We start from the raw sequence: 26,422 nt of genomic DNA, 5'->3' as shown, positions 1-26,422 counted from the left end.
CCCGACAACAAACTACACCTGCCCGACATACAAATAAATCGCCAAAAAATGGCACACGCTGCCGCCCAGTACAAAACCATGCCAGATGGCATGATTGTATGGAATGCGCTTGCAGACGTAGAAAATGACGCCCAGCGAGTACACTACGCCTCCCACTGCCAGCAACGTAACCCCGCCAACCGCCAGCTTAATCGCCAGTTGATACACCACAATCAGCGACAGCCACCCCATGGTCAGATAGGTCACCAGTGACAACACTTTAAACCGGTGTGCAATGGTTAGCTTGAAGAGGATCCCCAGCAGCGCCAGGCTCCAGATGACAATCATCAGTCCGCGCGACAGCGGCGAGTTGAGCCCCACCAGCAGAAAAGGCGTATAGGTTCCTGCAATAAGCAGATAGATAGCACAGTGGTCAAATTTCTTGAGCCATATCTTGGCCCGTTGATGCGGAATCGCGTGATAGAGCGTCGACGCCAGGAATAACAGGATCATGCTTCCGCCATATAGGCTATAGCTGGTAATCGCCATCGCGCTGGCATTGGTATCAACCGCCTGTACCAGCAATAACACTAAACCGACTATCCCAAACACCAGGCCAATGCCATGGCTGATGCTGTTGGCTACTTCCTCCGCCAGTGAATATCCCTGTGCGATTAATGGTCTGCTCGCCATACAAAACTCCGGGAAACTAAAGATGATTATTCATCGCATGACTATGCTAACTGAGAATGATTCCAGTGAACACCTGTTAGCTAAAATATTTTCAATGTGATTTTTTTACAATAAAAATCAAAAACATAGATATATTTTTCACCTGACATTTGTTCACATTAAAATTTATACTTTACGAATCAATAGCATAAAATTAGATCCTGCCGTCTGGCTGCATGTTATGATGGTTAAACGAGGTCTGAATGAGAGTTTTGCCACTGTGAGTATGTTCACCCACTCCGCCATTGCCAGTCTCAATAACCTGGAGATGATGGTCTACAACTATGTCATTAAAAACCGTGACAAAGTGATGTACATGACCATCCGCGAACTGGCGGATGCGGCGGGCGTCTCAACCACCACCATCCTGCGCTTTTGCCGTAAGCTCAACTGTGAAGGGTATTCTGAGTTTCGCGTGCGCTTTAAGCTCTATCTTGAACAGAACGAACCTCAGCAGGCGAATTTCGGCGCCAGCGAAATTATCAGTTTCTTTAAAAGCGTGAATAATGAAGAGTTCGACGCTTTACTGGATGACGCGGTAAATATCATTCTCTCTTCGGAGCGAATTATATTTGTCGGCGCAGGGACATCAGGATCGCTGGCAAAATACGGTGCCCGTTTCTTTTCGAATATCGGAAAATTCAGCAACCATATTGATGACCCTTATTTCCCGGTCACCAATGATATGGCGAAAAATGCACTGGCAATTGTGCTCTCTGTGTCGGGCGATACCGAGGAGATCCTGCGCTTCGCCAGCCAGTTCAGCCTGCATCACTGCAAGGTTCTCTCCATTACCAGCCATGAACACTCGCGCCTGGCAAAACTGGCGGACTTTAATCTCTTCTGGCACGTTCCCCAGACGCGTATTGCAGGCGTCTACGACATCACCACACAAATCCCCGTTATCTATATTCTGGAATCTCTCGGACGCAAACTGGCGAAGAAACTGGCGGAATAAAACATCCTGTTTTTTTGATGTGACAAATCACAATTTCCGCGAATTGTTATATCGTGACATTCAATTTCGCTTTGCTAGACTCAAAACCAATACGTCATTTATTGAGAATAGCAGCGATGAAAAAATTGACCTTACCGAAAGATTTTCTATGGGGCGGTGCCGTTGCGGCGCATCAGGTTGAAGGCGGCTGGGACAAAGGCGGCAAGGGGCCGAGCATCTGCGACGTACTGACCGGCGGGGCGCACGGCGTGCCGCGCGAAATCACGCAGGACGTAGTGCCGGGTAAATACTACCCAAATCACGAGGCCATCGACTTCCACGGCCACTACAAAGAAGATATCAAGCTGTTTGCCGAGATGGGCTTCAAATGTTTCCGCACCTCGATTGCCTGGACGCGCATCTTCCCGAAAGGTGACGAAACGCAGCCAAACGAGGAAGGGCTGAAGTTCTATGACGACATGTTCGATGAGCTGCTGAAATACAACATCGAGCCGGTGATCACCCTCTCCCACTTCGAAATGCCGCTGCACCTGGTGCAGGAGTACGGCAGCTGGACCAACCGTAAAGTGGTCGATTTCTTTGTACGCTTCGCGGAAGTGGTTTTTGAGCGCTACAAGCACAAGGTCAAATACTGGATGACCTTCAATGAAATCAACAACCAGCGTAACTGGCGTGCGCCGCTCTTTGGTTATTGCTGCTCAGGCGTGGTCTATACCGAACATGAAAATCCGGAAGAGACCATGTATCAGGTGCTGCACCACCAGTTTGTGGCGAGTGCCCTGGCGGTGAAAGCCGCGCGCCGTATCAATCCGGAGATGAAAGTCGGCTGCATGCTGGCCATGGTGGCGCTCTATCCATTCTCCTGCAAACCGGAAGACGTGATGTTCGCCCAGGAATCCATGCGCGAGCGCTATGTCTTTACCGATGTTCAGCTGCGTGGCTACTATCCGTCTTACGTACTGAATGAATGGGAGCGCCGCGGTTTCTCCATCAAAATGGACGCAGGCGATGAGCAGATCCTCCGCGAAGGTACCTGCGACTACCTGGGCTTCAGCTACTACATGACCAATGCGGTGAAAGCGGAAGGTGGCACCGGTGACGCGATTTCTGGCTTCGAGGGCAGCGTACCTAATCCGCACGTCAAGGCGTCCGACTGGGGCTGGCAGATTGACCCGGTGGGCCTGCGTTATTCCCTGTGCGAACTGTACGAACGCTATCAGAAGCCGTTGTTTATCGTGGAAAACGGCTTCGGTGCCTACGATAAGGTGGAAGAGGATGGCAGCATCAACGATGACTATCGTATCGACTACCTGCGCGCCCACGTTGAAGAGATGATCAAAGCCGTCACCCACGATGGCGTGGATCTGATGGGCTATACGCCATGGAGCTGCATTGACTGCGTGTCATTCACTACCGGCCAGTACAGCAAGCGCTACGGTTTTATCTACGTCAATAAACACGACGACGGCACCGGCGACATGTCGCGTTCCCGTAAGAAAAGCTTCGAATGGTATAAAGGCGTAATTGCCAGCAACGGCGAGCAACTTTAACGCCGTAACGCCGGGCGGCGCTACGCTTGCACCGGCCTACAAAACCTGCGAATCGTAGGCCGGGTAAGGCGAAGCCGCCACCCGGCGTTTATTTCCCGCCCGCCAGTTCAATAAAACTGCCCGTCACGTATGACGCCTTCTCGCTCAGCAGCCAAACTATCGCCTGCGCGACCTCTTCCGGCTGGCCGCCGCGCTGCATCGGCAGTAACGATTTCACGCGATCCACCCGCCCCGGTTCCCCACCCGACGCGTGAATATCGGTATAAATCAGCCCGGGCCGCACGCAGTTTACGCGGATACCCTGCGCCGCTACCTCCAGCGATAATCCGGTAGTCAGGGAATCTACCGCGCCTTTGGAGGCCGCGTAATCGACATACTCCCCCGGCGCGCCCAGACGAGACGCGGCAGAGGAGACATTGACAATCGCGCCACCCTTGCCGCCATGTTTGCGCGACATGCGCTTTACCGCCTCACGGCAGCAGAGAAAATAGCCCGTGACGTTGGTGCTCAGCACGCGATTAATGCGTTCAGCGGACAGATTTTCAATAGTGGATTGCTCAAACAGAATGCCTGCATTGTTGACCAGCGCGGTAAGGGGCTCACCTTCGCGATCGAGGCTGTCAAACATGGCCATGACCTGCGCTTCATCGCTAATGTCTGCACGCAGGGCAAATGCTTTTCCACCCGCCTCAACGATCTGATTGATGACGTCCTTTGCGGCTTTGATATTGTGGTGATAGTTCACCGCCACGGTATAACCTTCGCGAGCCAGTTGCAGCGCGGTGGCTTTGCCAATGCCGCGGCTGGCGCCGGTGACCAGTGCAATTGCCATTGTCTTCTCCCAATAAAAAAGCCGGGTGGCGGCTTCGCCTTACCCGGCCTACGTTACTACAGCAAAAAAATTACTGGTATTCGCTCATCGGCACACAGGAGCAGAACAGGTTACGGTCGCCGTATACGTCATCAAGACGCTTCACGGTCGGCCAGTATTTATTCGCCACGCCTGCCGGGAAGACAGCCAGTTCACGGGAATAACCGTGATTCCACTCGGCCACCATCTCGTGCTGGGTGTGCGGAGCGTTAACCAACGGGTTATCTTCCAGCGTCCATTCGCCGTCCTGCACGCGGTCTATCTCCATGCGGATGGCCAGCATCGCGTCGATAAAGCGGTCCAGCTCGGCTTTGCTTTCAGACTCCGTTGGCTCCACCATCAGCGTACCCGCAACCGGGAACGACATGGTTGGTGCGTGGAAGCCGTAGTCGATCAGACGCTTGGCGATATCCAGTTCGCTGATACCCGTCGCTTCTTTCAGCGGACGAATATCGAGGATGCACTCGTGTGCCACACGCCCATCGCGGCCGGTGTAAAGCACCGGGAAAGCCGACTTCAGGCGAGTCGCAATATAGTTAGCATTCAGGATCGCGACCTGGCTTGCCTGTTTCAGCCCTTCCGCGCCCATCATGCGGATGTACATCCAGCTGATTGGCAGGATTGAAGCGCTACCGAACGGTGCAGCAGAGACCGCGCCCTGACGGGTCAGCATACCTTCTATCTGCACGACGCTGTGACCCGGCACGAACGGCGCCAGATGCGCTTTCACGCCGATAGGCCCCATGCCCGGACCGCCACCACCGTGTGGGATGCAGAAGGTTTTGTGCAGGTTCAGGTGCGACACGTCCGCGCCGATGAAGCCCGGAGAGGTAATGCCCACCTGAGCATTCATGTTCGCGCCGTCGAGGTACACCTGACCGCCGAACTGATGCACCACTTCACACACTTCGCGGATGGTTTCTTCGTACACGCCGTGAGTCGACGGGTAGGTCACCATGATGCAGGAGAGCTTATCGCCCGCCTGCTCGGCTTTCGCGCGCAGGTCGGCCAGGTCGATGTTACCGTTCTTATCACACGCCACGACCACCACTTCCATGCCCGCCATCTGGGCAGACGCCGGGTTGGTGCCGTGGGCAGAGCTCGGGATCAGGCAGATATCACGGTGGCCTTCGTTACGGCTTTCGTGATAGTGACGGATTGCCAGCAGCCCCGCATATTCACCCTGCGCGCCGGAGTTCGGCTGCATACAGAGCGCGTCATAACCGGTCAGTTTCACCAGCCAGTCGGAAAGCTGGTTGATCATGACATGATACCCTTCCGCCTGCTCTGGTGGGCAGAACGGGTGCAGCTCGGAGAACTCAGGCCAGGTGATAGGGATCATTTCTGCCGCGGCGTTCAGCTTCATGGTGCACGAGCCCAGCGGGATCATCGCCTGGTTCAGCGCCAGATCTTTGCGCTCCAGAGAGTGCATATAACGCATCATCTCGGTTTCGCTGTGATAACGGTTGAACACAGGATGCGTCAGGATAGCGTCATTGCGCAGCATGCTCTCCTGAATAGAGCGGCTGTCATGCGCGACCTCTTTGTCCAGCGCATCAATATCCAGACCGTGCGCATCGCCCAGCACGACATTAAACAGGTTGACGATATCGTCGCGCGTGGTGGATTCATCAAGAGTGATGCCCACGGCATGATGAATGTCGCTGCGCAGGTTAATTTGTGCGGCATCCGCACGTGCCAGCACCGCCGCTTTATCCGCCACGTCCACGCACAGCGTGTCGAAGTAGTGCTCATGACGCAGCTTCAGGCCTTTCTGCTGCAGGCCACAGGCCAGAATATCCGCCAGACGGTGGATGCGGCCGGCAATGCGTTTCAGCCCAACCGGGCCGTGGAAGACGGCGTACAGGCTGGCGATGTTTGCCAGCAGAACCTGAGAAGTACAGATATTAGAGTTCGCTTTCTCGCGACGGATATGCTGCTCGCGAGTCTGCATCGCCATGCGCAGCGCGGTGTTACCGGCGGCATCTTTCGATACGCCAATAATGCGGCCTGGCATGGAACGTTTAAATTCATCTTTCGCGCCAAAGAATGCCGCGTGCGGTCCGCCGTAGCCCATCGGCACGCCGAAACGCTGGGCCGAGCCGAATACAATATCCGCACCCTGTTTGCCCGGAGCCGTCAGCAGCACCAGCGCCATAAAATCAGCGGCAACGCTGACCACCACTTTGCGGGATTTCAGCTCGGCAATCAGCGCGCTGTAATCATGCACTTCGCCGGTGGTGCCAACCTGCTGTAGCAGCACACCAAAGACGTCCTGATGATCCAGCACTTTGTCAGCGTCGTCGACAATCACATCAAAACCAAAGGTTTCCGCACGGGTACGCACCACGTCCAGCGTCTGCGGATGCACGTCCGCCGCCACGAAGAAGCGGTTGGCATTTTTCAGCTTGCTGACGCGTTTTGCCATCGCCATGGCTTCAGCTGCCGCGGTCGCTTCATCCAGCAACGAGGCGGAAGCGATATCCATCCCGGTCAGGTCGAGCGTCACCTGCTGGAAGTTCAGCAGCGCTTCAAGACGGCCCTGGGACACTTCCGGCTGATACGGGGTATAGGCGGTGTACCAGCCCGGGTTTTCCAGCATATTACGCAGGATAACCGGCGGTAACTGCACGTTGGTGTAGCCCATGCCAATGTAAGACTTATAGCGCTTGTTAAGGCCAGCGATGGCCTTCAGCTCCGCCAGTGCGGCGAATTCCGTGGTGGCTTCTCCCACCTGAGGCGGCGTGGCAAGCTGGATGTCTTTTGGCACGATCTGGCCGATCAGTGCGTTTAATGAATCCGCGCCAACCGTTTTCAGCATCTCCTGCTGTTGCTGAGCATCCGGCCCAATGTGACGTTCAATGAAAGCGCCACGGTTTTCAAGCTGGCTTAAAGTCTGTGTCATGAGCGATGGTTCCTGAAACGTGCAGTGAATTTAAGTTCCCTCTCCCCTCGGGAGAGGGTTAGGGTGAGGGGAAGATGGGCACCCTCACCCCTGCCCTCTCCCGGAGGGAGAGGGGGATTAACAATTACTCGTCTTCTAACAGGGCTTCGTACGCGGTCGCATCCAGCAGCGCGGCAACCTGAGATTCGTCACTGGCTTTGATCTTGAAGATCCAGCCACCTTCATAAGGCTCGCTGTTCACCAGCTCCGGCGAATCGCTCAGCGCGTCGTTTACGGCCACAATTTCACCGCTTACCGGTGCGTAGATATCGGATGCTGCTTTAACGGACTCCGCCACGGCGCAGTCATCGCCCGCGCTCACGGTTGCGCCCACTTCCGGCAGGTCAACAAACACCATGTCGCCCAGCAGCTCCTGCGCATGCTCGGTGATCCCTACGGTGTAAGTGCCGTCCGCCTCTTTGCGCAGCCACTCGTGTTCTTTGCTGTATTTCAGTTCTGCTGGCACATTGCTCATTGAAGTTCTCCTGATAAAAATAGTTAGGCGACCGGCTTACCGGCGCGAACAAAAATCGGTTTGGTCACGTTGACCGGCATTTCGCGGTTGCGGATTTGCACCACCGCCGACTCGCCAATGCCCGCCGGCACGCGAGCCAGTGCAATACTGTAGCCCAGCGTCGGGGAGAAGGACCCGCTGGTGATCACGCCTTCGCGCGGATTGCCGTCGGCATCGGTAAAACGCACCGGCAGTTCTCCGCGCAGCACGCCTTTTTCCTTCATCACCAGGCCAACCAGCTGTTCAGTGCCCTTCTCGCGCTGCATTTCCAGCGCTTCACGGCCAATAAACTCACGGTCAGCGGGTTCCCATGCGATGGTCCAGCCCATGTTGGCCGCCAGCGGAGAGACGCCTTCGTCCATCTCCTGACCGTAGAGGTTCATCCCCGCTTCAAGGCGCAGCGTATCGCGCGCGCCCAGGCCAGCCGGCTTCACGCCCGCTTCCACCAGCGCACGCCAGAAATCAGCTGCTTTCTCGTTTGGCATGGCAATTTCATAGCCCGCTTCACCGGTATAGCCGGTCGTGGCAATAAACAGATCGCCCGCCTGCACGCCAAAGAAGGGCTTCATCCCTTCGGTGGCTTTACGCTGCTCGTCGCTGAACAGAGACGCGGCTTTCGCCTGCGCGTTCGGCCCCTGCACGGCAATCAGCGACAGATCGTCACGGACGGTGATGTCGATGGCATAAGGTTCGGCGTGTTGGGTGATCCAGAAGAGGTCTTTTTCGCGGGTGGCGGAGTTTACAACGAGGCGGAAGAAGTCTTCGGTGAAGTAGTAGACGATAAGGTCATCAATCACGCCACCCGAGGCGTTCAGCATACCGGTATAGAGCGCTTTCCCCGGTGTCTTCAGCTTCGCGACATCGTTCGCCAGCAGATAACGTAGAAACTCCCGGGTGCGGCTACCGCGCAGATCGACAATCGTCATGTGGGACACGTCGAACATACCGGCATCGGTGCGCACCGCGTGGTGCTCATCAATTTGCGAGCCGTAGTGCAGCGGCATCATCCAGCCATGGAAATCCACCATGCGGGCGCCGCATAACACGTGCTGTTCGTACAAAGGAGTCTGTTGAGCCATCTTGTCCTCGTTGAAAAATTCACCGTGAAACCCGGTATCGGCCTCGTTTCCGAATGCCGACGCAAACGTTCTCTTTTACCTGAACTTACCACCGAAACCGGCGGTTAACCATAAGGTAAAACGGGTCATCACATTAGCTTATGACCAAAAAACGCTGAAAAGCCTACAGAGTTATTCACTGGAAAAATGCGATTAACCCCGCACAAAATTAACAATGATCTAACAGGATTTAGCACATGATGATATTTCATGCGGAAAAACGGGCCGAATTTCCGTCACATAAAAATCATGACATTAGATTATCTAATGCGAAAAATGACGTGGAATTAGAATATTTCAAACGAGGGAATTTTCCCGGCACAGAGGCCGGGAAAAGAAAGTGTGACGGGGGTCTATTTTATTTCAGCCAGTCCGGCAGGTCGTTAAGACCCATCGCCTGACGCAGGAGTTGAGGTTTGACGCCAGGGAGGGTATCGGCGAGCTTGAGCCCAATATCACGCAGCAGTTTTTTCGCCGGATTTGCCCCGGCAAACAGCTCACGGAAGCCCTGCATGCCTGCAAGCATCATCGCCGCACTGTGCTTGCGGCTGCGCTCGTAGCGACGCAGATACACATGCTGCCCAATATCTTTACCCTCTCGCTGCAGACGACGCAGCTCTTCTACCAGCTCCGCCGCATCCATAAAGCCGAGATTAACGCCCTGCCCGGCCAGCGGATGAATGGTATGGGCCGCGTCGCCCACCAGCGCCAGACGGTGCGCGGCAAACTGACGCGCATAGCGTCCGGTTAAGGGGAAGACCTGACGCTCGCTCTCAAGAGTACAAAGCCCCAGACGGTTATCAAACGCCACGCACAGTGCCTGGTTAAAGGCCTCTGGCGTCGCCTCCTGCATCTGCTGCGCTTTTTCCGGCACCAGAGACCAGACAATTGAGCAGAGATGCGGATCGCTTAACGGCAGGAATGCCAGAATGCCGTCGTTGTGGAAAATCTGGCGCGCCACGCCGCCGTGCGGCTCTTGGGTACGGATCGTCGCCACCATGGCATGATGGCGGTAATCCCAGTAGGTCAGCGGAATATCCGCTTTATTGCGCAGCCAGGAGTTAGCGCCATCGGCACCGACCACCAGACGCGCGGTGAGCATATCGCCACTTTGCAGGGTGATAAACGCCTCGTTTTCGCCCCACGCAACCTGCTGGATTTGCGCAGGCGCAACCAGCGTTACGTCGCTGCACTGCTGAGCTTTCTGCCACAGCGCGTGGTGGATCACCGCATTCTCAATGATGTGACCCAGATGGCTATAGCCCATGCTTTCATCATCAAAAGCAATATGACCAAAGCTGTCTTTGTCCCATACCTCCATGCCGTGATAGCAGCTCGCACGCTGGGCTACGATATCTGACCAGACGCCAAGGCGCGTCAGCAGCTTTTCGCTGGCCGCATTTATTGCCGACACGCGGAGTTCCGGCGGGGCATCAGGTGCGACGGGCTGAGGCTGCTTTTGCTCCAGCACGGCCACACGCAGGCCGCTGCCTTGTAATCCGCAGGCCAGGGCCAGTCCAACCATTCCGCCGCCAACGATGGCAACATCAACATTTTGCACAGTGATAACTCCTTAACGCGCGACCCAACCCAGGGTCCGCTGCGCCAGCACGTCGCGTGCCGGAATGAACAGTTCCATCGCCATCAGCCCGAGGTTGCGACCGGCAACCAGCGGCGCCCAGCGATTGGCAAAGAGATGGACTAAACCATCGGTAACGCCGATTGTCGCCTCTTTATCGGCCTGACGTCGCTTCTGGTAATGGCTGAGTACCGGGTATGCGCCGCAATCTTTCTGTTCGCTCCACGCTTGCGAAAGCGCTTCGGCCAGGCTCATCACATCCCGCAGACCCAGATTAAAACCCTGACCCGCGATGGGGTGAAGCGTTTGCGCGGCGTTGCCGACCAGCGCCACGCGGTGCGGAACAGACTGTGATGCGGTAGTTAACGACAGCGGGTATACCGCACGTTTTCCCGCATGGGTAATGCGACCCAGCCGCCAGCCAAACGCTTTCTGCAGTTCACTGCAAAAACGTTCGTCGGACCAGGCCTGAACGTCTTCCGCCTTTTCCTGCGGATGGCACCAGACCAGCGAGCAACGACCATCCGACATCGGCAGCATCGCCAGCGGACCGTGCTGCGTGAAGCGCTCAAACGCCCGGCCGTTGTGTTCTGCGGCAGTAGAGACGTTCGCAATGACCGCAACCTGCCCGTAAGGCTGCTGCTGCCACTCAACGCCGCACTGGGTTGCGAGCGCCGAGCGCGACCCGTCCGCCGCCACAAGAAGCTGGCCGTCGAGAACGGTGCCATTATCCAGCGTCACGCTGACCGTTTCTTCACTGCGGATAAAGCTCGCAACGCGTGACGGACAATGCAGGGTCACGCCTGGCGCGTCCTGCAACAGACGGAACAGGCGCAGGCCAACATCATGGAGTTCAACGACCTGACCCAGGGCGTCAATACGATAATCATGAGCATCCAGCGTCACAAACCCGGCATGGCCGCGATCGCTCACATGCACGGTATGAATGGCGGTGGCGCAGTCGGCAATCGCCTGCCAGATGCCAATTCGGGAAAGCTGTTGGCAGGTTCCCTGCGCCAGGGCAATGGCGCGAGAATCAAAGCCGGGGTGATTCTTCGTTTGTGGTGCAACCGCCTCAACGAGATGCACCGGAAGCTGCCCCTTCGTCAAATGCGAGATCGCCAGTGCCAGGGTGGCGCCGGTCATGCCGCCGCCAACGATAATCACGCTCATACGCGTGCCGCTGCCATCAGCGCCTCGATATCGTCTGCGTGTTTCACCACGCTCGCGGTCAGGTTTTCGTTACCGGTTTCGGTGATGACGATGTCATCTTCAATACGAATGCCAATTCCGCGGTACGCTTCGGGCACATCGGCATCCGGCGCGATATACAGCCCCGGCTCGACGGTCAGCACCATGCCCGGTTCCAGCACGCGTGAACGGTCGGTACCGTACGCCCCCACATCATGCACATCCAGCCCCAGCCAGTGGCTCAGGCCGTGCATAAAGTACGGACGATGCGCATTTTCGGCGATCAGGGTGTCCACGTCGCCTTTCAGGATGCCAAGCTTCACCAGTCCGGTGATCATGATGCGCACAACTTCGCCGGTCACCTCCTGAATGGACGTGCCCGGGCGATACAGCGTGAGCGCCGTTTCAAGTGATTCGAGAACGATGTCATAAATTGCTCGTTGCGCGGGCGAGAACTTACCGTTCACCGGGAAAGTACGGGTGATGTCACCCGCGTAGCCCTGATATTCGCAACCGGCGTCAATCAGCACCAGATCGCCATCACGCAGCGCACTTTCGTTTTCGGTGTAATGCAGAATGCAGCCGTTCTCCCCGCCGCCGACAATGGTGTTGTATGACGGGAAGCGCGCGCCGTGACGGTTAAATTCGTGTTGAATTTCGCCTTCCAGCTGGTATTCGAACAGACCAGGACGGCATTTTTCCATGGCGCGGGTGTGTGCCAGGGCGCTGATTTCGCCAGCGCGGCGCATCACGTTCAGCTCTTCTTCAGATTTGAACAGACGCATCTCATGCACCACCGGACGCCAGTCCGTCAGCGTGGCCGGCGCGGACAGATTCTGACGCGAGCCTTTGCGCAGCTTATCCAGAGCGGTGAAAACAATCTCATCGGCGTACGCATATTCGCCCTGCGCGTGATAAAGCACGTCGAGGCCGTTGAGTAACTGATAGAGCTGCTGATTGATTTCGCTAAACGCCAGCGCGCGGTCGACGCCCAGCTTCTCCGGTGCGGCCTCTTGCCCTAAGCGGCGGCCAAACCAGATTTCAGCGGTTAAATCGCGTACGCGGTTAAAAATCACGCTGTGGTTGTGGGTGTCATTGCTCTTAATCAGCACCAGGACCGCTTCCGGCTCGTTAAAGCCGGTGAAGTACCAGAAATCGCTATTCTGGCGATAGGGGTATTCGCTGTCGGCACTGCGCGTCACTTCCGGCGCGGCAAAAATCAGCGCCGCACTGCCAGGCTGCATTTTTGCCAGCAGCGCCTGACGACGGCGCAAATACTCTTGTTGCGAGATAATCATGACACCCTCCTGTGCGTTATTTTTCTTAATGTAAGGTTGGCTTACGAACTTCCGGCGCGGTCGGCTGTGAGCGCGTAAAGTTGTCGTGGCACAACAGCGCCGCCACGCGCACGTACTCAATAATCTCTTCGAGGGACATTTCCAGCTCTTCCTGGTCTTCCTCTTCATCGTAGCCGAGCTGGGCGATGTTACGCAGATCGTCGATCGCTTCACCCGCTTCGCCGGTCACTTTATCAAGCTTAGGCTGGGTTACGCCCAGGCCAAGCAGATAGTGGTTTACCCAACCCGCGAGCGCATCGGCACGATCGAAGACGCTGACGTCATCACCTTCAGGCAGATAAAGCTGAAAAAGGAAGCCATCGTCTTCCAGCGAATCACTGGTTGCCGCATGCATTTTACGCAGCGATTCTGCCAGCTCGTGGCCAAACGCCAGCCCTTCGTTCGTGAGGTCGTGGATCAGCGGCTGCCATGAGCTGTCGCTGTTTCCGCCGCACAGTATGCCGCTGATCAGACCGTGCATTTCCGCAGGGGTAAGTCCTACTCCCTGCTGGTTCAGTAACTGGTTTAAATCCTTGTAACCAGGCATTTCGTTCTGTATAGACATACGCATTCGTCATCAAAGGGAGGATATTCATGATATGCTACCACTTTGGACCCTGGTGATACCAGAAAAGGGCTTGTATCTTCACATCAGGGTAGCTATAGTGTCGCCCCTTCGCAGCCCCCGGGGCAGTAAGCGAAGGCAGCGCAGTCAATCAGCAGGAAGGTGGCATGTCTGCACAACCCGTCGATCTCCAGATTTTTGGCCGTTCACTGCGAGTGAATTGTCCGCCTGAACAAAGGGATGCTTTGAATCAGGCTGCGGACGATTTGAATCAGCGGTTGCAAGATCTAAAAGAACGCACTAGAGTCACAAATACTGAGCAGCTGGTTTTCATCGCCGCGTTGAACATCAGCTATGAACTGACTCAGGAAAAAGCGAAGACCCGCGACTACGCGGCTAGCATGGAGCAGCGCATTAAAATGCTCCAGCAGACCATAGAACAGGCATTGCTTGATCAAGGTCGCAATCCCGAAAGACCGGGACCAAAGTTTGAATAACACTTCTCAGTTGACTATGGTAGAGTAACTGTGAAGACAAAATTTCTCTGAGATGTTCGCAAGCGGGCCAGTCCCCTGAGCCGATATTTCATACCACAAGAATGTGGCGCTCCATGGTTGGTGAGCATGCTCGGTCCGTCCGAGAAGCCTTAAAACTATGACGACACATTCACCTTGAACCAAGGGTTCAAGGGTTACAGCCTGCGGCGGCATCTCGGAGATTCCCTCTTTCTTCTTCTACCTACTACCATGACTCAATTCCCTGAAGTTTCTGCCTCACGCCAGGATATCCGTCAACTTATTCGCCAGCGTCGTCGTGCACTTACGGCTGAACAACAGTCGCATTTTGCCCAGCAGGCCGCCGCCCGCATGATGGCGTGGCCCCCGGTGGTTATGGCTAACACGGTCGCTCTGTTCCTGTCGTTTGATGGCGAGCTCGATACCCAACCACTTATCGACCAGCTCTGGCGCGCCGGGAAGAAGGTTTATCTGCCGGTGCTGCATCCTTTTAGCAAAGGCAATCTTCTGTTTCTGCACTACCATCCGCACAGCGAGCTGGTGGTGAATCGTCTGAAAATTACCGAGCCCAAACTCGACGTGCGCGACGTGCTCCCGCTGTCACAGCTGGACGTGCTGATTACGCCGCTGGTGGCGTTTGATGAACAGGGTCAGCGCCTGGGTATGGGCGGCGGTTTTTATGACAGAACGCTGCAAAACTGGCAGCAGTACGGATTACAGCCGGTGGGGTATGCGCATGATTGCCAGGCTGTAGAAGCGTTGCCCGTCGAGAAATGGGATGTGCCGTTGCCAGCGGTAGTGACGCCATCGACGTTGTGGGAGTGGTGAAACAGGCGTGCAGCCTGATGCCCTCACCCCAGCCCTCTCCCACAGGGAGAGGGTGAAAACATAAAAAACGGTAACGATAGTTACCGTTTTGCATTTACCTCGCCACCCGACACCATCAGTAAAGCAGACGCGCGCGAATCGTCCCCGGAATAGCTTTCATGCTCTGCAGCGCTTTCTCGGCAACATCTTCATCCGCTTCGATATCAATTACCACGTAACCCATCTGCGAGTTGGTTTGCAGGTACTGGGCGGCAATGTTGACGCTCTGCTCGGCAAAGATTTGGTTGATAGCCGTCAGCACGCCAGGACGGTTTTCGTGGATGTGCAGCAGACGGCGACCACCGTGCAGCGGCAGAGACACTTCCGGGAAGTTCACCGCAGAGAGCGTGGAACCGTTGTCGGAGTATTTGCTCAGCTTACCCGCCACTTCAAGGCCGATATTCTCCTGCGCTTCCTGAGTAGACCCGCCGATGTGTGGCGTCAGGATCACGTTGTCGAATTCGCAGAGCGGAGAGTTAAACGGATCGCTGTTGGTGGCTGGCTCCGTCGGGAACACGTCAATGGCCGCCCCCGCCAGATGCTTACGCTTCAGAGCATCGCACAGCGCAGGGATGTCGACCACCGTACCGCGCGCGGCGTTGATCAGCAGTGAGCCTGGTTTCATCAGCGCCAGCTCTTCTGCACCCATCATGTTTTTGGTGGACGCATTTTCCGGCACATGCAGGCTTACCACGTCGCTCATGTTCAGCAGGTCAGAGAGATGCTGCACCTGCGTCGCATTCCCTAGCGGCAGCTTGCTTTCGATATCGTAAAAGTAGACGTGCATCCCCAGAGATTCCGCCAGAATCCCCAGCTGAGTACCGATGTGGCCATAGCCGATGATACCCAGTTTTTTACCGCGCGCTTCGTATGAGCCCGCAGCCAGTTTGTTCCACACGCCGCGGTGCGCTTTGGCGTTAGCCTCCGGAATACCGCGCAGCAGCAGCAGTAATTCGCCAATCACCAGCTCCGCCACGGAACGGGTGTTGGAGAACGGGGCGTTAAATACCGGGATACCGCGTTTGGCGGCAGCATTCAGATCAACCTGGTTGGTACCGATGCAGAAACAGCCAATCGCAACCAGCTTCTCCGCCGCAGCAATAACGTCTTCCGTCAGTTGAGTACGGGATCGCAGGCCAATGAAATGGGCATCACGGATGGACGCTTTCAGCTCTTCGGTATCGAGCGCGCCCTTGTGAAATTCGATGTTGGTGTAACCCGCCGCACGAAGGCTATCAAGCGCTTTCTGATGCACGCCCTCGACCAGCAGGAATTTAATCTTGTCTTTCTCCAGTGATACCTTTGCCATTTCCCCGACCCTGTTTTTTATCTGAACTGATGTTGTGCTGGATTGAAATCCGCTGTAGCCAACATATCAAAAAAAACTATTGCAGCAATATGAACGTTTGCGTCGGCACTCTGAAGAAAAGTCATACAGGGCAAAATGGCAGAGCAAAATGCTAAGGAAAATTACAAACGTGGCAGGATCGGCAAAAGAGGTGGAAAAACGTGACACAAGTCACCGAATTTAGCTTTTCAAAAATTTTTTAGCGGGGGGAGCGCTCCCCCCGTCAGATCATTTTACGATGGTTTTCACACCGTCAGCGGTGCCGATCAGCGCCACATCCGCGCCACGGTTGGCGAACAGCCCTACGGTGACAACGCCTGGAATACCGTTAATCGCATTTTCCAGGGCAATCGCGTCGAGAATTTCCAGGCCGTGCACGTCGAGGATGACGTTACCGTTATCAGTGACCACACCCTGACGGTATTCCGGACGACCACCCAGCTTCACCAGCTGACGGGCAACCGCACTCCGCGCCATCGGGATCACTTCGACCGGCAGCGGGAAATTCCCCAGAATATCGACCTGCTTGGAGGCGTCAGCGATGCAGATAAATTTGTCTGCAACGGAAGCGATGATCTTTTCACGGGTCAGCGCTGCGCCACCGCCTTTGATCATCTGCATGTGGCCGTTGATTTCGTCTGCGCCATCAACGTAAATCCCAAGACGATCCACTTCGTTGAGATCGAAAACGGTAATGCCGAGGCTTTTCAGCTTTTCCGTGGACGCATCAGAGCTCGAAACCGCGCCCTCGATCTGCCCCTTCATCGTGCCCAGCGCATCGATAAAGTGTGCCGCCGTTGACCCCGTACCAACACCGACAATGGTACCTGGCTGTACGTACTGGAGAGCGGCCCATCCTACTGCTTTTTTCAGTTCATCCTGCGTCATGATCGTTTTGCCTGTGGTGTGAAAACTCAGGGCGCATTATAGAACACGTCGAATGGATTTCGTCTGCCACAAAGGGAAAATTGTGTCATAGTGCAGATTAAGCAAAATTTAGGAGCCAGCCAGAGCAATGAAACGTCCGGACTACAGAACACTACAGGCACTTGATGCAGTTATTCGTGAACGCGGTTTTGAGCGCGCAGCGCAAAAGCTGTGTATCACCCAGTCCGCCGTATCACAGCGTATCAAACAGCTTGAAAACATGTTCGGGCAGCCGCTGCTGGTGCGTACCGTGCCGCCTCGCCCAACGGAGCAAGGTCAAAAGCTCCTCGCCCTGCTGCGCCAGGTTGAGCTGCTGGAAGACGAGTGGCTGGGTGACGAACAAACGGGCTCCACGCCGCTGCTGCTCTCTCTGGCGGTCAACGCCGACAGTCTGGCAACCTGGTTACTGCCCGCCCTTGCCCCGGTCCTGGCCGACTCCCCGATTCGCCTGAATCTACAGGTTGAAGATGAAACCCGTACCCAGGAACGTCTGCGTCGCGGTGAAGTGGTTGGGGCGGTCAGTATTCAGCCTCAGGCGCTGCCAAGCTGCCTGGTGGATCAACTGGGGGCGCTGGACTACCTGTTTGTGGGTTCAAAAGCCTTTGCGGAGCGCTACTTCCCTAACGGCGTCACCCGCGCCGCGCTGCTGAAGGCGCCTGCCGTGGCGTTTGACCATCTGGACGATATGCATCAGGCGTTCCTGCAGCAGAACTTTGACCTGCCGCCGGGCAGCGTGCCGTGCCATATCGTCAACTCGTCTGAAGCTTTTGTGCAGCTTGCGCGTCAGGGCACTACCTGCTGTATGATCCCGCATCTGCAGATTGAGAAAGAGTTGAAAAGCGGTGAGTTGATTGATTTAACGCCGGGGCTGTATCAGCGCCGGATGCTCTACTGGCATCGTTTTGCGCCGGAAAGCCGCATGATGCGCAACGTCACCGATGCACTGCTGGCGTATGGGCATAAGGTGTTGAGACAGGATTAAAAAGAAAAAGCCGGGTGGCGGCTACGCCTTACCCGGCCTACAGGTTACTGAGCCGGTTTCGGCTGTGCTGCAACGGGCTCCAGCTGGAACACCACATCCACCTGATCGTCGAACTGAATGGTTGGCTGCTCGTAAGTTTCCTGCGCAGAAACCGGTGCCGCGTCAGCCTTCATCATCCGTACCATCGGGCTTGGCTGATAGTTAGAGACGTGGTAACGCACGCTGTATACCGGGCCAAGCTTGCTCTTGAAGCCGGACGCCAGTTGTTCAGCCTGGTGAATGGCATCATCAATCGCCGCTTTACGCGCTTCGTCTTTGTATTTCTCCGGTTGCGCAACGCCCAGCGACACGGAACGGATTTCGTTCAGACCGGCCTTCAGCGCACCATCCAGCAGTGAATTCAGCTTGTCCAGCTGACGCACGGTCACTTCAACCGTACGCACGGCACGGTAGCCTTTCAGGATGCTTTTGCCGTTCTGGTAGTCGTAATCCGGTTGGGTACGCAGGTTAGCAGAGCTGATGTCTTTCTTGGCGACACCGTTCTGTTCCAGGAAGGAGAGATATTGCGCAACGCGGTCGTCCGCCTGTTTTTTGGCAGAGGCGGCATCTTTCGCAGCCACGTTGACTTCAATTGCCAGGGTTGCAACATCCGGTACCGCGTCCACGCTTGCGGTGCCTGACGTGACAATGTGCGGGCCATCCGGCAGTTCACTCGCCTGCGCCGACACCGCACCTAAACTCACTAATGCCGCCAGGGCCATCACTTTAAACTTCACTGTCATTCCTCCATGTTGCGAAGAGTGCCCCAGAAACAGGGCGCATGCCAGCAAGCTTAGCGGGTCTGGCTCAGTTGTCCATAAGACAACGCTTAGTTGAGCAAACCCTGAACATGATGAACGCCCTCTTTCGCCAGCTGGAAAGCGATAAACCACATCACCAGACCGACCAGCGTATTAATGATGCGCTGGGCTTTGGCGGTCCGCAGTCGTGGCGCCAGCCACGCCGCCAGAATCGCAAGACCGAAGAACCACAGGAACGACGCGCTGACGGTTCCCAGCGCAAACCAGCGTTTAGGCTCAACGTCTAACTGTCCGCCGAGGCTACCCAGCACCACGAAGGTATCCAGATAGACATGCGGGTTAAGCCAGGTCACCGCCAGCATGGTGACGATAATCTTCCAGCGCCCCTGCTTCATCACTTCAGCGCTTGCCAGTTCGAGGTTACTGCTCATCGCCGTTTTCAACGCACCGAATCCGTACCACAGCAGGAAGGCCACACCGCCCCAGGTCACCAGCGCCAGCAGCCACGGCGACTGCATCAGAAGCGCACTCCCGCCAAAAATCCCGGCGCAGATCAGCAGCAAATCGCTCACCGCGCACAGCAGGGCAATCATCAGATGATACTGGCGGCGAATACCCTGGTTCATCACGAACGCATTCTGGGGGCCGAGGGGAAGGATCATGGCCGCACCTAAAGCAAGCCCTTGAAAGTAATAGGATAACATGACGAAATTCTCACAGTAATGTTCTGGATGCAGACTATACTGCGCGAATCACATTAGAGGAAATGGATAATATTAATTGGGGATTAGCGGGGCTTATAAAAGTAAAGCCCGGTGGCGCTGACGCTTACCGGGCCTGGGTGTGACGTTACTCTGCTTCTTTGACTTTTTTGACGTTTACGTCCATCTGCGGATACGGGAAGCTGATGCCGTTGGCGTCAAACTCACGCTTAATACGTTCCAGCACGTCCCAGTATACGTTTTGCAGATCGCTGCTTTTGCTCCAGATACGCACCACGAAGTTGATAGAGGACGCGCCCAGTTCGTTCAGGCGTATAGTCTGCTCTTTATCCTTCAGAATACGATCGTCGGAGGCAATGATGTTGCTAATCAGTGACTTCACCTGATCGATATCAGAGTCGTACGCTACGCTGATAATCAACTCATTACGACGTACCGGCTCACGGGAGAAGTTGGTGATGTTCCCGTCGATGACCTTCTTGTTCGGCACTATCACGATTTTACCGTCTATCGAACGCAGCGTGGTGGAGAAAATCTGCACATTCAGCACGGTACCCGCCGTGCCGCCAAGATCGACATATTCACCGGCGCGGAACGGACGGAAGGTGACCAGCAGAACGCCAGCCGCCAGGTTAGCGAGCGAGCCCTGAAGTGCCAGACCAACGGCCAGACCGGCGGCACCCAGCACGGCAATGACGGAGGCGGTCTGAACACCAACACGGCCTAATGCCGCAATGAGGGTAAACGCGATAATGCCATAGCGCACCAGCGCTGACAGGAAATCAGCAACCGTGGCGTCAATGTGGCGAGTGAGCATGACGCGATTGATGGCTCGGGAAACGGTACGGGCAACAATCATCCCCACGACAATAATGGCAATTGCCGCCGCAATATTCACGGCGTAGCTGATGAGCAGCGCCTGATTGCGCACCAGCCAGGAGCCAGCGTTATTGATGCTATCTACAACACCGAGATCTTCCATTTATCTTTCCTTATGCTCTTATAAACAACAAAAACCATCCCATAGCGAGACAGGCAGGTCAGTAAAGGGTAAACAAAAAGTACGCGTATTGCCAAGCAGATCACAAAAACAGGTATTGCAGGGTATTGAAAAAGCATAAAAAAAGGCCCGCTATTGCGGGCCTTTTAACGCTTTCAGCAGCTCAAATTACAGAACGTCAACCGCGTTCAGTTCTTTGAATGCCTGCTCCAGACGAGTAATCATTGAAGTCTGTGCAGCGCGCAGCCATACGCGTGGATCGTAGTATTTCTTGTTCGGCTGGTCTTCGCCTTTCGGGTTGCCCAGCTGACCCTGCAGGTAAGCTTCGTTAGCTTTGTAGTACTGCAGGATACCGTCCCAGGTAGCCCACTGGGTGTCGGTATCGATGTTCATTTTCACCACACCGTAGCTGACGGAGTCTTTGATTTCCTGAGCAGAAGAACCGGAACCGCCGTGGAAGACGAAGTTCAGGCTGTTGTGAGGCAGGTTGTGTTTCTTAGAAACGTATTCCTGAGAATCACGCAGGATGGTTGGAGTCAGAACCACGTTACCTGGTTTGTAAACGCCGTGTACGTTACCGAAGGACGCTGCAATGGTGAAGCGTGGGCTGATTTTGCTCAGCTCGGTGTACGCGTAATCAACGTCTTCTGGCTGGGTGTACAGGGCAGAAGCGTCCATGTGGCTGTTGTCCACGCCGTCTTCTTCACCACCGGTGCAACCCAGTTCGATTTCCAGAGTCATGCCCATTTTGGCCATGCGCGCCAGGTACTTAGAGCAGATTTCGATGTTTTCGTGCAGTGACTCTTCAGACAGGTCGATCATGTGAGAAGAGAACAGTGGTTTACCGGTGGCTGCGAAGTGTTTTTCACCCGCGTCCAGCAGACCGTCGATCCACGGCAGCAGTTTCTTCGCGCAGTGGTCGGTGTGCAGGATAACAGGAACACCGTAATGCTCAGCCATCTGATGTACGTGGTGCGCACCAGAGATAGCGCCCAGGATAGCAGCACCCTGAGGAATGTCAGTTTTCACGCCTTTGCCCGCGATGAACGCAGCACCACCGTTAGAGAACTGAACGATAACCGGTGCTTTAACTTTGGCAGCGGTTTCCAGTACGGCGTTGATGGAGTCGGTACCTACGCAGTTAACTGCTGGCAGAGCGAAGTTGTTTTCTTTAGCTACCTGGAACACTTTCTGTACGTCATCACCAGTGATCACGCCAGGTTTTACGAAATCAAAAATTTTAGACATGTTGCTTAGTCCTGTATCTTCGGCCGTTAGAAAAGGTGCGAGCTCTGATAAGCGCGCTGAAAATTGGGCAGGTTTCCCTGCCCTTGAATGGCTTACTTCTTAGCGCGCTCTTCGAGCATTGCTACTGCTGGCAGTACTTTGCCTTCCACGAATTCGAGGAATGCACCGCCACCAGTGGAGATGTAGGAGATCTTGTCAGCGATACCGAACAGATCGATAGCTGCCAGGGTGTCACCACCGCCTGCGATAGAGAACGCTTCGCTGTCTGCAATAGCGTTAGCCACGATTTCAGTCCCTTTGCGGAAGTTCGGGAATTCGAACACGCCAACAGGACCGTTCCACAGGATAGTTTTTGCGTTTTTCAGGATATCAGCCAGTTTCTGTGCAGAAACGTCGCCCAGGTCCAGAATCTGCTCTTCATCTTTGATGTCGTTAACAGATTTCAGGGTCGCGGTTGCGGTTTCGGAGAACTCGGTCGCCACGCGAACGTCGGTTGGAACCGGGATGTCACAGGTGCCCAGCAGGCGTTTCGCTTCGTCAACCAGGTCCGCTTCGTACAGGGATTTACCCACGTTGTGGCCTTGAGCAGCAACGAAGGTGTTCGCGATACCACCGCCAACGATCAGCTGGTCAGCGATTTTTGACAGGGAATCCAGCACGGTCAGTTTGGTAGACACTTTAGAACCACCAACGATAGCGACCATTGGACGAGCAGGTTCTTTCAGCGCTTTGCCCAGTGCTTCCAGTTCGTCAGCCAGCAGAGGACCCGCACATGCTACGTCTGCAAATTTACCGATACCGTGGGTAGAGGCCTGAGCACGGTGCGCCGTACCAAATGCATCCATCACGAAGACGTCGCACAGTGCAGCGTATTTCTTAGACAGGGTTTCGTCGTCTTTCTTTTCGCCTTTGTTGAAGCGAACGTTTTCCAGAACAACCAGCTCACCAGCAGCCACTTCAACGCCGTCCAGGTAATCTTTTACCAGGCGAACCGGGTTGGACAGTTTGTCTTTCAGGTAATTAACCACTGGCAGCAGAGAGAACTCTTCGTTGTACTCGCCTTCGGTAGGACGACCCAGGTGGGAGGTGACCATCACTTTCGCGCCCTGCTTCAGAGCCAGTTCGATGGTTGGCAGGGATGCACGGATACGCGCGTCGCTGGTCACTTTACCCTCTTTAACCGGTACGTTCAGATCAGCACGGATGAAAACGCGTTTACCAGCCAGATCCAGATCGGTCATCTTAATTACAGACATGGTGAATCCTCTCGTTGATTCTTAAAGTTTTGCAGACGCACGATGCGTCTTACCTGAAACCTTGAGCGGCCATTGCTAACGTGGTGTCGAGCATCCGGTTAGCAAAGCCCCATTCGTTATCACACCAGACCAGCGTCTTGATAAGGTGTGCGCCACTGACCCTCGTTTGCGTGCCATCAACAATAGCGCTGTGCGGGTCGTGGTTAAAATCTACTGAGACCAACGGTAATTCCGTATAGTCAACTATACCATGAAATGCTCCCTGTGCCGCTTTTTGCAGCAACAGGTTGACTTCACAGGCTTTTACCGGTTTTTTCACCGTCACGCTCAGGTCGATTGCGGTGACGTTAATCGTCGGGACACGCACGGCAATCGCTTCAAAACGGTCATTAAACTGCGGGAAAATTCGGGTGATCCCTGCCGCCAGTTTCGTATCTACCGGGATGATTGACTGGCTCGCCGCGCGAGTGCGTCGTAAATCCGGATGGTAGGCATCAATAACCTGCTGGTCGTGCATGGCGGAGTGAATCGTGGTCACGGTGCCGGACTCAATGCCATACGCATCGTCTAACAGTTTGATGACCGGAATAATGCAGTTGGTGGTACAGGAGGCGTTGGAAACGATGAGGTGTTCAGCCTGCAGCTCATGCTGGTTGACGCCAAACACGACGGTCGCGTCGAGGTCGTTACTGCCGGGATGAGAAAACAGGACTTTTTTCGCACCGGCTGCCAGGTGAGCTTCGCCATGTTCGCGATTGCCGTAAACCCCGGTACAGTCGAGCACCACATCCACGCCCAGCTCACGCCACGGTAGCCCTGCGATACTGCTTTCATGCAGCACGCGGATGGCATCGTCACCGACAAACAGCTGCTCTCTTTCCTGGCGAACATCCCAGGCAAAGCGGCCGTGGCTGGTGTCATATTTCAACAAATGCGCCATGCCCGCAGCATCCGCCAGTTCGTTGATTGCCACCACGGTTATTTCCGCACGACGCCCGGATTCATATAAAGCACGAACCACGTTGCGCCCGATGCGACCGAAGCCATTAATCGCTACGCGTACGGTCATAGATCTCCTGCAAAGCTATCCCTGAGTTTGAGGTGGCTGAAAGAGTAATCCAGCTACGCCCGAAGGGGAATCTTTGCTATCACAAACTGCGATTGATTGGTCAATTGTCGAACATTTAATCGACTGAAACGCTTCAGCAAGAATAAGCGAATCGAGGAATAAAAGGAATGGCTGTCCAGATGAATAAGCGTGCTATATGACATGCGTCACATTTTCGGTGGAATAATGCCGGGGAGGTAAAAGCAAAACGGTAACCCAAAGGTTACCGTTTTTAGTGTTTGCACCCTCTCCCTGTGGGAGAGGGCTGGGGTGAGGGCGTCAGCCCGCACCGTACAAGCAATTACAGCAGTTCTTTCGCCTTAGCGACAACGTTATCAACGGTGAAGCCGAACTCTTCGAACAGCAATTCTGCTGGCGCAGACTCACCGAAGGTGGTCATACCGACGATAGCGCCATTCAGGCCCACGTATTTGAACCAGTAGTCAGCGATACCCGCTTCCACTGCCACACGCGCAGAAACCGCTTTAGGCAGAACAGATTCACGGTAAGCCGCATCCTGTTTGTCGAACGCATCGGTAGACGGCATGGAGACCACGCGCGCCTTAACGCCTTCGGCAGTCAGTTTTTCCCATGCTGCAACCGCCAGTTCAACTTCAGAACCGGTCGCGATGAAGATCAGCTCAGGCTGGCCTGCACAGTCTTTCAGCACGTAACCACCGCGAGCGATGTTCGCCAGCTGCTCTGGCGTACGCTCCTGCTGTGCCAGGTTCTGACGGGAGAGGATCAGCGCAGTTGGGCCGTCCTGACGCTCAACGCCGTATTTCCACGCTACCGCAGATTCAACCTGGTCACATGGACGCCAGGTGCTCATGTTCGGGGTCACGCGCAGGGAAGCCACCTGCTCTACCGGCTGGTGAGTTGGACCATCTTCGCCCAGACCGATGGAGTCGTGGGTGTAGACCATCACCTGACGCTGTTTCATCAGCGCAGCCATACGCACGGCGTTACGCGCATACTCTACGAACATCAGGAAGGTAGAGGTGTACGGCAGGAAACCGCCGTGCAGGGAGATACCGTTGGCAATCGCGGTCATACCGAATTCACGTACACCGTAATGGATGTAGTTACCGGCAGTGTCTTCGTTAATTGGCTTAGAACCAGACCACAGAGTCAGGTTAGATGGCGCCAGGTCAGCGGAACCGCCGAGGAATTCAGGCAGCAATGGACCAAATGCTTCGATCGCATTCTGGGACGCTTTACGGCTGGCGATTTTAGATGGGTTCGCCTGCAGCTTAGCGATGAATTCGTTCGCTTTCGCGTCGAAGTCAGACGGCATATCGCCTTTCATACGACGGGTAAACTCAGCCGCTTCCTGAGGGAAGGCTTTCGCATAGGCGGCGAATTTCTCGTTCCAGGCAGCTTCTTTCGCCTGGCCCACTTCTTTTGCATCCCACTGAGCATAGATCTCAGATGGAATTTCGAATGCAGGGTGTTTCCAGCCCAATGCTTCACGGGTCAATGCGATTTCCGCGTCGCCCAGCGGTGCGCCGTGGGAGTCATGCGTACCCGCTTTGTTCGGAGAACCGAAGCCGATGATGGTTTTGCACATCAGCAGGGACGGTTTATCGGTGACCGCGCGCGCTTCTTCTACTGCACGTTTAATCGAGTCAGCATCGTGGCCATCAACGCCACGCACAACGTGCCAGCCGTAGGCTTCGAAACGTGCTGCGGTGTCGTCAGTGAACCAGCCCTCAACGTGACCGTCGATGGAGATGCCGTTGTCATCATAGAACGCAACCAGTTTGCCCAGCTTCAGGGTACCTGCCAGGGAGCACACTTCATGAGAAATGCCTTCCATCATGCAGCCGTCGCCCATAAACGCGTAGGTGAAGTGGTCAACAATGTCATGACCAGGACGGTTGAACTGCGCCGCCAGCGTCTTCTCAGCAATCGCCATACCCACTGCGTTAGCAATACCCTGACCCAGTGGGCCGGTGGTGGTTTCTACGCCAGCGGTGTAACCCACTTCCGGGTGACCTGGAGTTTTGGAGTGCAGTTGGCGGAAGTTTTTCAGCTCTTCAATAGGCAGATCGTAGCCAGTGAGGTGCAGCAGGCTGTAGATCAGCATAGAGCCGTGGCCGTTAGACAGCACGAAACGGTCGCGGTTAGCCCATGCCGGGTTCTGCGGGTTGTGGTTAAGGAAATCACGCCACAGGACTTCGGCGATATCTGCCATACCCATAGGGGCACCCGGGTGGCCGGATTTGGCTTTCTGTACTGCATCCATGCTCAGCGCACGAATAGCATTAGCAAGCTCTTTACGTGAGGACATTTTAACTCCAGATCGGAC

At 55.2% G+C, this 26,422-nt stretch carries 23 protein-coding genes and 1 other RNA gene; 6 read left to right on the top strand and 18 right to left on the bottom strand.

What is annotated here, in order from left to right; genetic code table 11:
• Positions 1-12 precede the first annotated feature (12 nt).
• Entirely contained in the window at positions 13-672 is a 660-nt protein-coding gene (trhA, locus tag O1723_RS04120) for a PAQR family membrane homeostasis protein TrhA (RefSeq protein WP_023331242.1), read from the bottom strand.
• Positions 673-937: 265 nt separating this feature from the next.
• Between trhA and O1723_RS04115 the strand changes: the two genes are divergently transcribed.
• Positions 938-1,669: a MurR/RpiR family transcriptional regulator gene (locus tag O1723_RS04115; protein WP_248190706.1), complete on the top strand. Its 732-nt coding sequence runs from the start codon at positions 938-940 to the stop codon at positions 1,667-1,669.
• A 116-nt stretch (positions 1,670-1,785) separates the two neighbouring features.
• Positions 1,786-3,219: a 6-phospho-beta-glucosidase BglA gene (gene bglA / locus O1723_RS04110; protein WP_038421024.1), complete on the top strand. Its 1,434-nt coding sequence runs from the start codon at positions 1,786-1,788 to the stop codon at positions 3,217-3,219.
• 88 nt (positions 3,220-3,307) lie between these two features.
• Here bglA and O1723_RS04105 read toward each other — a convergent pair whose 3' ends face one another.
• The 8 genes from O1723_RS04105 to O1723_RS04070 form a co-directional block, all read right to left on the bottom strand.
• Entirely contained in the window at positions 3,308-4,051 is a 744-nt protein-coding gene (locus O1723_RS04105; RefSeq protein ID WP_023337730.1) for an SDR family oxidoreductase, read from the bottom strand.
• Between the two features lie 70 nt (positions 4,052-4,121).
• Positions 4,122-6,995 (bottom strand): aminomethyl-transferring glycine dehydrogenase, encoded by a 2,874-nt coding sequence (gene gcvP, locus O1723_RS04100; RefSeq protein ID WP_023331246.1) that lies wholly within the window; start codon positions 6,993-6,995, stop codon positions 4,122-4,124.
• 124 nt (positions 6,996-7,119) lie between these two features.
• The gene (gene gcvH / locus O1723_RS04095) at positions 7,120-7,509 is read right to left on the bottom strand and encodes a glycine cleavage system protein GcvH (protein ID WP_014885143.1); all 390 of its coding nucleotides are present in this window, start codon (positions 7,507-7,509) and stop codon (positions 7,120-7,122) included.
• 23 nt (positions 7,510-7,532) lie between these two features.
• Positions 7,533-8,627 (bottom strand): glycine cleavage system aminomethyltransferase GcvT, encoded by a 1,095-nt coding sequence (gene gcvT, locus O1723_RS04090; RefSeq protein ID WP_023337731.1) that lies wholly within the window; start codon positions 8,625-8,627, stop codon positions 7,533-7,535.
• A 397-nt stretch (positions 8,628-9,024) separates the two neighbouring features.
• A complete protein-coding gene (gene ubiI / locus O1723_RS04085) occupies positions 9,025-10,227 on the bottom strand; it encodes an FAD-dependent 2-octaprenylphenol hydroxylase (RefSeq protein WP_023337733.1) in 1,203 nt (400 codons plus the stop codon).
• A 12-nt stretch (positions 10,228-10,239) separates the two neighbouring features.
• Positions 10,240-11,418 carry a 2-octaprenyl-6-methoxyphenyl hydroxylase gene (gene ubiH / locus O1723_RS04080; RefSeq protein ID WP_023337734.1) on the bottom strand — a complete coding sequence of 393 codons (1,179 nt, stop codon included), beginning with the start codon at positions 11,416-11,418 and terminating at the stop codon, positions 10,240-10,242.
• A complete protein-coding gene (gene pepP / locus O1723_RS04075) occupies positions 11,415-12,728 on the bottom strand; it encodes a Xaa-Pro aminopeptidase (RefSeq protein ID WP_088555739.1) in 1,314 nt (437 codons plus the stop codon). The genes ubiH and pepP overlap by 4 nt, the downstream gene beginning before the upstream one ends.
• A gap of 31 nt (positions 12,729-12,759) precedes the next feature.
• Positions 12,760-13,338, bottom strand: a complete 579-nt coding sequence (locus O1723_RS04070) for a YecA/YgfB family protein (RefSeq protein WP_014885148.1) — start codon at positions 13,336-13,338, stop codon at positions 12,760-12,762.
• 167 nt (positions 13,339-13,505) lie between these two features.
• Here O1723_RS04070 and zapA point away from each other — a divergent pair, with 167 nt between their 5' ends.
• From zapA to O1723_RS04055, 3 genes are all read left to right on the top strand, one after another.
• Positions 13,506-13,835: a cell division protein ZapA gene (zapA, locus tag O1723_RS04065; protein WP_006811891.1), complete on the top strand. Its 330-nt coding sequence runs from the start codon at positions 13,506-13,508 to the stop codon at positions 13,833-13,835.
• Between the two features lie 41 nt (positions 13,836-13,876).
• Positions 13,877-14,060: non-coding RNA, 6S RNA (ssrS, locus tag O1723_RS04060), on the top strand.
• A 24-nt stretch (positions 14,061-14,084) separates the two neighbouring features.
• Complete coding sequence (locus tag O1723_RS04055) at positions 14,085-14,681, top strand: 5-formyltetrahydrofolate cyclo-ligase (RefSeq protein ID WP_014885149.1); 597 nt, start codon at positions 14,085-14,087, stop codon at positions 14,679-14,681.
• Positions 14,682-14,796: 115 nt separating this feature from the next.
• Here O1723_RS04055 and serA read toward each other — a convergent pair whose 3' ends face one another.
• Both serA and rpiA read right to left on the bottom strand, forming a co-directional pair.
• Entirely contained in the window at positions 14,797-16,029 is a 1,233-nt protein-coding gene (gene serA, locus O1723_RS04050; RefSeq protein ID WP_014885150.1) for a phosphoglycerate dehydrogenase, read from the bottom strand.
• Positions 16,030-16,296: 267 nt separating this feature from the next.
• Entirely contained in the window at positions 16,297-16,956 is a 660-nt protein-coding gene (gene rpiA, locus O1723_RS04045) for a ribose-5-phosphate isomerase RpiA (RefSeq protein ID WP_003860091.1), read from the bottom strand.
• A 127-nt stretch (positions 16,957-17,083) separates the two neighbouring features.
• Between rpiA and argP the strand changes: the two genes are divergently transcribed.
• Positions 17,084-17,977 carry a DNA-binding transcriptional regulator ArgP gene (gene argP / locus O1723_RS04040; RefSeq protein ID WP_008499727.1) on the top strand — a complete coding sequence of 298 codons (894 nt, stop codon included), beginning with the start codon at positions 17,084-17,086 and terminating at the stop codon, positions 17,975-17,977.
• Between the two features lie 44 nt (positions 17,978-18,021).
• Here argP and O1723_RS04035 read toward each other — a convergent pair whose 3' ends face one another.
• From O1723_RS04035 to tkt, 7 genes are all read right to left on the bottom strand, one after another.
• Positions 18,022-18,753, bottom strand: a complete 732-nt coding sequence (locus O1723_RS04035) for an oxidative stress defense protein (protein WP_014885152.1) — start codon at positions 18,751-18,753, stop codon at positions 18,022-18,024.
• A gap of 92 nt (positions 18,754-18,845) precedes the next feature.
• Entirely contained in the window at positions 18,846-19,481 is a 636-nt protein-coding gene (gene argO, locus O1723_RS04030) for an arginine exporter ArgO (RefSeq protein WP_023338768.1), read from the bottom strand.
• A 145-nt stretch (positions 19,482-19,626) separates the two neighbouring features.
• A complete protein-coding gene (mscS, locus tag O1723_RS04025; RefSeq protein ID WP_023331254.1) occupies positions 19,627-20,481 on the bottom strand; it encodes a small-conductance mechanosensitive channel MscS in 855 nt (284 codons plus the stop codon).
• Positions 20,482-20,667: 186 nt separating this feature from the next.
• The gene (fbaA, locus tag O1723_RS04020) at positions 20,668-21,747 is read right to left on the bottom strand and encodes a class II fructose-bisphosphate aldolase (RefSeq protein WP_014885155.1); all 1,080 of its coding nucleotides are present in this window, start codon (positions 21,745-21,747) and stop codon (positions 20,668-20,670) included.
• A 92-nt stretch (positions 21,748-21,839) separates the two neighbouring features.
• Entirely contained in the window at positions 21,840-23,003 is a 1,164-nt protein-coding gene (gene pgk / locus O1723_RS04015) for a phosphoglycerate kinase (RefSeq protein WP_014885156.1), read from the bottom strand.
• Between the two features lie 49 nt (positions 23,004-23,052).
• Positions 23,053-24,072 (bottom strand): erythrose-4-phosphate dehydrogenase, encoded by a 1,020-nt coding sequence (gene epd / locus O1723_RS04010; RefSeq protein WP_014885157.1) that lies wholly within the window; start codon positions 24,070-24,072, stop codon positions 23,053-23,055.
• 340 nt (positions 24,073-24,412) lie between these two features.
• The gene (gene tkt, locus O1723_RS04005; RefSeq protein WP_023337738.1) at positions 24,413-26,404 is read right to left on the bottom strand and encodes a transketolase; all 1,992 of its coding nucleotides are present in this window, start codon (positions 26,402-26,404) and stop codon (positions 24,413-24,415) included.
• Positions 26,405-26,422 lie beyond the last annotated feature (18 nt).

This window comes from Enterobacter cloacae complex sp. HYC080_NIDB (assembly GCF_056673325.1).
Note: the sequence above shows the minus strand (reverse complement) of the source record. Positions and strands in the feature narration are given on the sequence as shown.

What these genes read in the sequence shown, in the direction of transcription:
- gcvH (WP_014885143.1), bottom strand. Translation starts at nt 7,509, where the DNA reads ATGAGCAATGTGCCAGCAGAACTGAAATACAGCAAAGAACACGAGTGG.
- O1723_RS04105 (WP_023337730.1), bottom strand. Translation starts at nt 4,051, where the DNA reads ATGGCAATTGCACTGGTCACCGGCGCCAGCCGCGGCATTGGCAAAGCC.
- pgk (WP_014885156.1), bottom strand. Translation starts at nt 23,003, where the DNA reads ATGTCTGTAATTAAGATGACCGATCTGGATCTGGCTGGTAAACGCGTT.
- gcvT (WP_023337731.1), bottom strand. Translation starts at nt 8,627, where the DNA reads ATGGCTCAACAGACTCCTTTGTACGAACAGCACGTGTTATGCGGCGCC.
- epd (WP_014885157.1), bottom strand. Translation starts at nt 24,072, where the DNA reads ATGACCGTACGCGTAGCGATTAATGGCTTCGGTCGCATCGGGCGCAAC.
- mscS (WP_023331254.1), bottom strand. Translation starts at nt 20,481, where the DNA reads ATGGAAGATCTCGGTGTTGTAGATAGCATCAATAACGCTGGCTCCTGG.
- rpiA (WP_003860091.1), bottom strand. Translation starts at nt 16,956, where the DNA reads ATGACGCAGGATGAACTGAAAAAAGCAGTAGGATGGGCCGCTCTCCAG.
- serA (WP_014885150.1), bottom strand. Translation starts at nt 16,029, where the DNA reads ATGGCAAAGGTATCACTGGAGAAAGACAAGATTAAATTCCTGCTGGTC.
- trhA (WP_023331242.1), bottom strand. Translation starts at nt 672, where the DNA reads ATGGCGAGCAGACCATTAATCGCACAGGGATATTCACTGGCGGAGGAA.
- tkt (WP_023337738.1), bottom strand. Translation starts at nt 26,404, where the DNA reads ATGTCCTCACGTAAAGAGCTTGCTAATGCTATTCGTGCGCTGAGCATG.
- O1723_RS04070 (WP_014885148.1), bottom strand. Translation starts at nt 13,338, where the DNA reads ATGTCTATACAGAACGAAATGCCTGGTTACAAGGATTTAAACCAGTTA.
- ubiH (WP_023337734.1), bottom strand. Translation starts at nt 11,418, where the DNA reads ATGAGCGTGATTATCGTTGGCGGCGGCATGACCGGCGCCACCCTGGCA.
- argO (WP_023338768.1), bottom strand. Translation starts at nt 19,481, where the DNA reads ATGTTATCCTATTACTTTCAAGGGCTTGCTTTAGGTGCGGCCATGATC.
- gcvP (WP_023331246.1), bottom strand. Translation starts at nt 6,995, where the DNA reads ATGACACAGACTTTAAGCCAGCTTGAAAACCGTGGCGCTTTCATTGAA.
- fbaA (WP_014885155.1), bottom strand. Translation starts at nt 21,747, where the DNA reads ATGTCTAAAATTTTTGATTTCGTAAAACCTGGCGTGATCACTGGTGAT.
- O1723_RS04055 (WP_014885149.1), top strand. Translation starts at nt 14,085, where the DNA reads ATGACTCAATTCCCTGAAGTTTCTGCCTCACGCCAGGATATCCGTCAA.
- O1723_RS04115 (WP_248190706.1), top strand. Translation starts at nt 938, where the DNA reads ATGTTCACCCACTCCGCCATTGCCAGTCTCAATAACCTGGAGATGATG.
- argP (WP_008499727.1), top strand. Translation starts at nt 17,084, where the DNA reads ATGAAACGTCCGGACTACAGAACACTACAGGCACTTGATGCAGTTATT.
- zapA (WP_006811891.1), top strand. Translation starts at nt 13,506, where the DNA reads ATGTCTGCACAACCCGTCGATCTCCAGATTTTTGGCCGTTCACTGCGA.
- bglA (WP_038421024.1), top strand. Translation starts at nt 1,786, where the DNA reads ATGAAAAAATTGACCTTACCGAAAGATTTTCTATGGGGCGGTGCCGTT.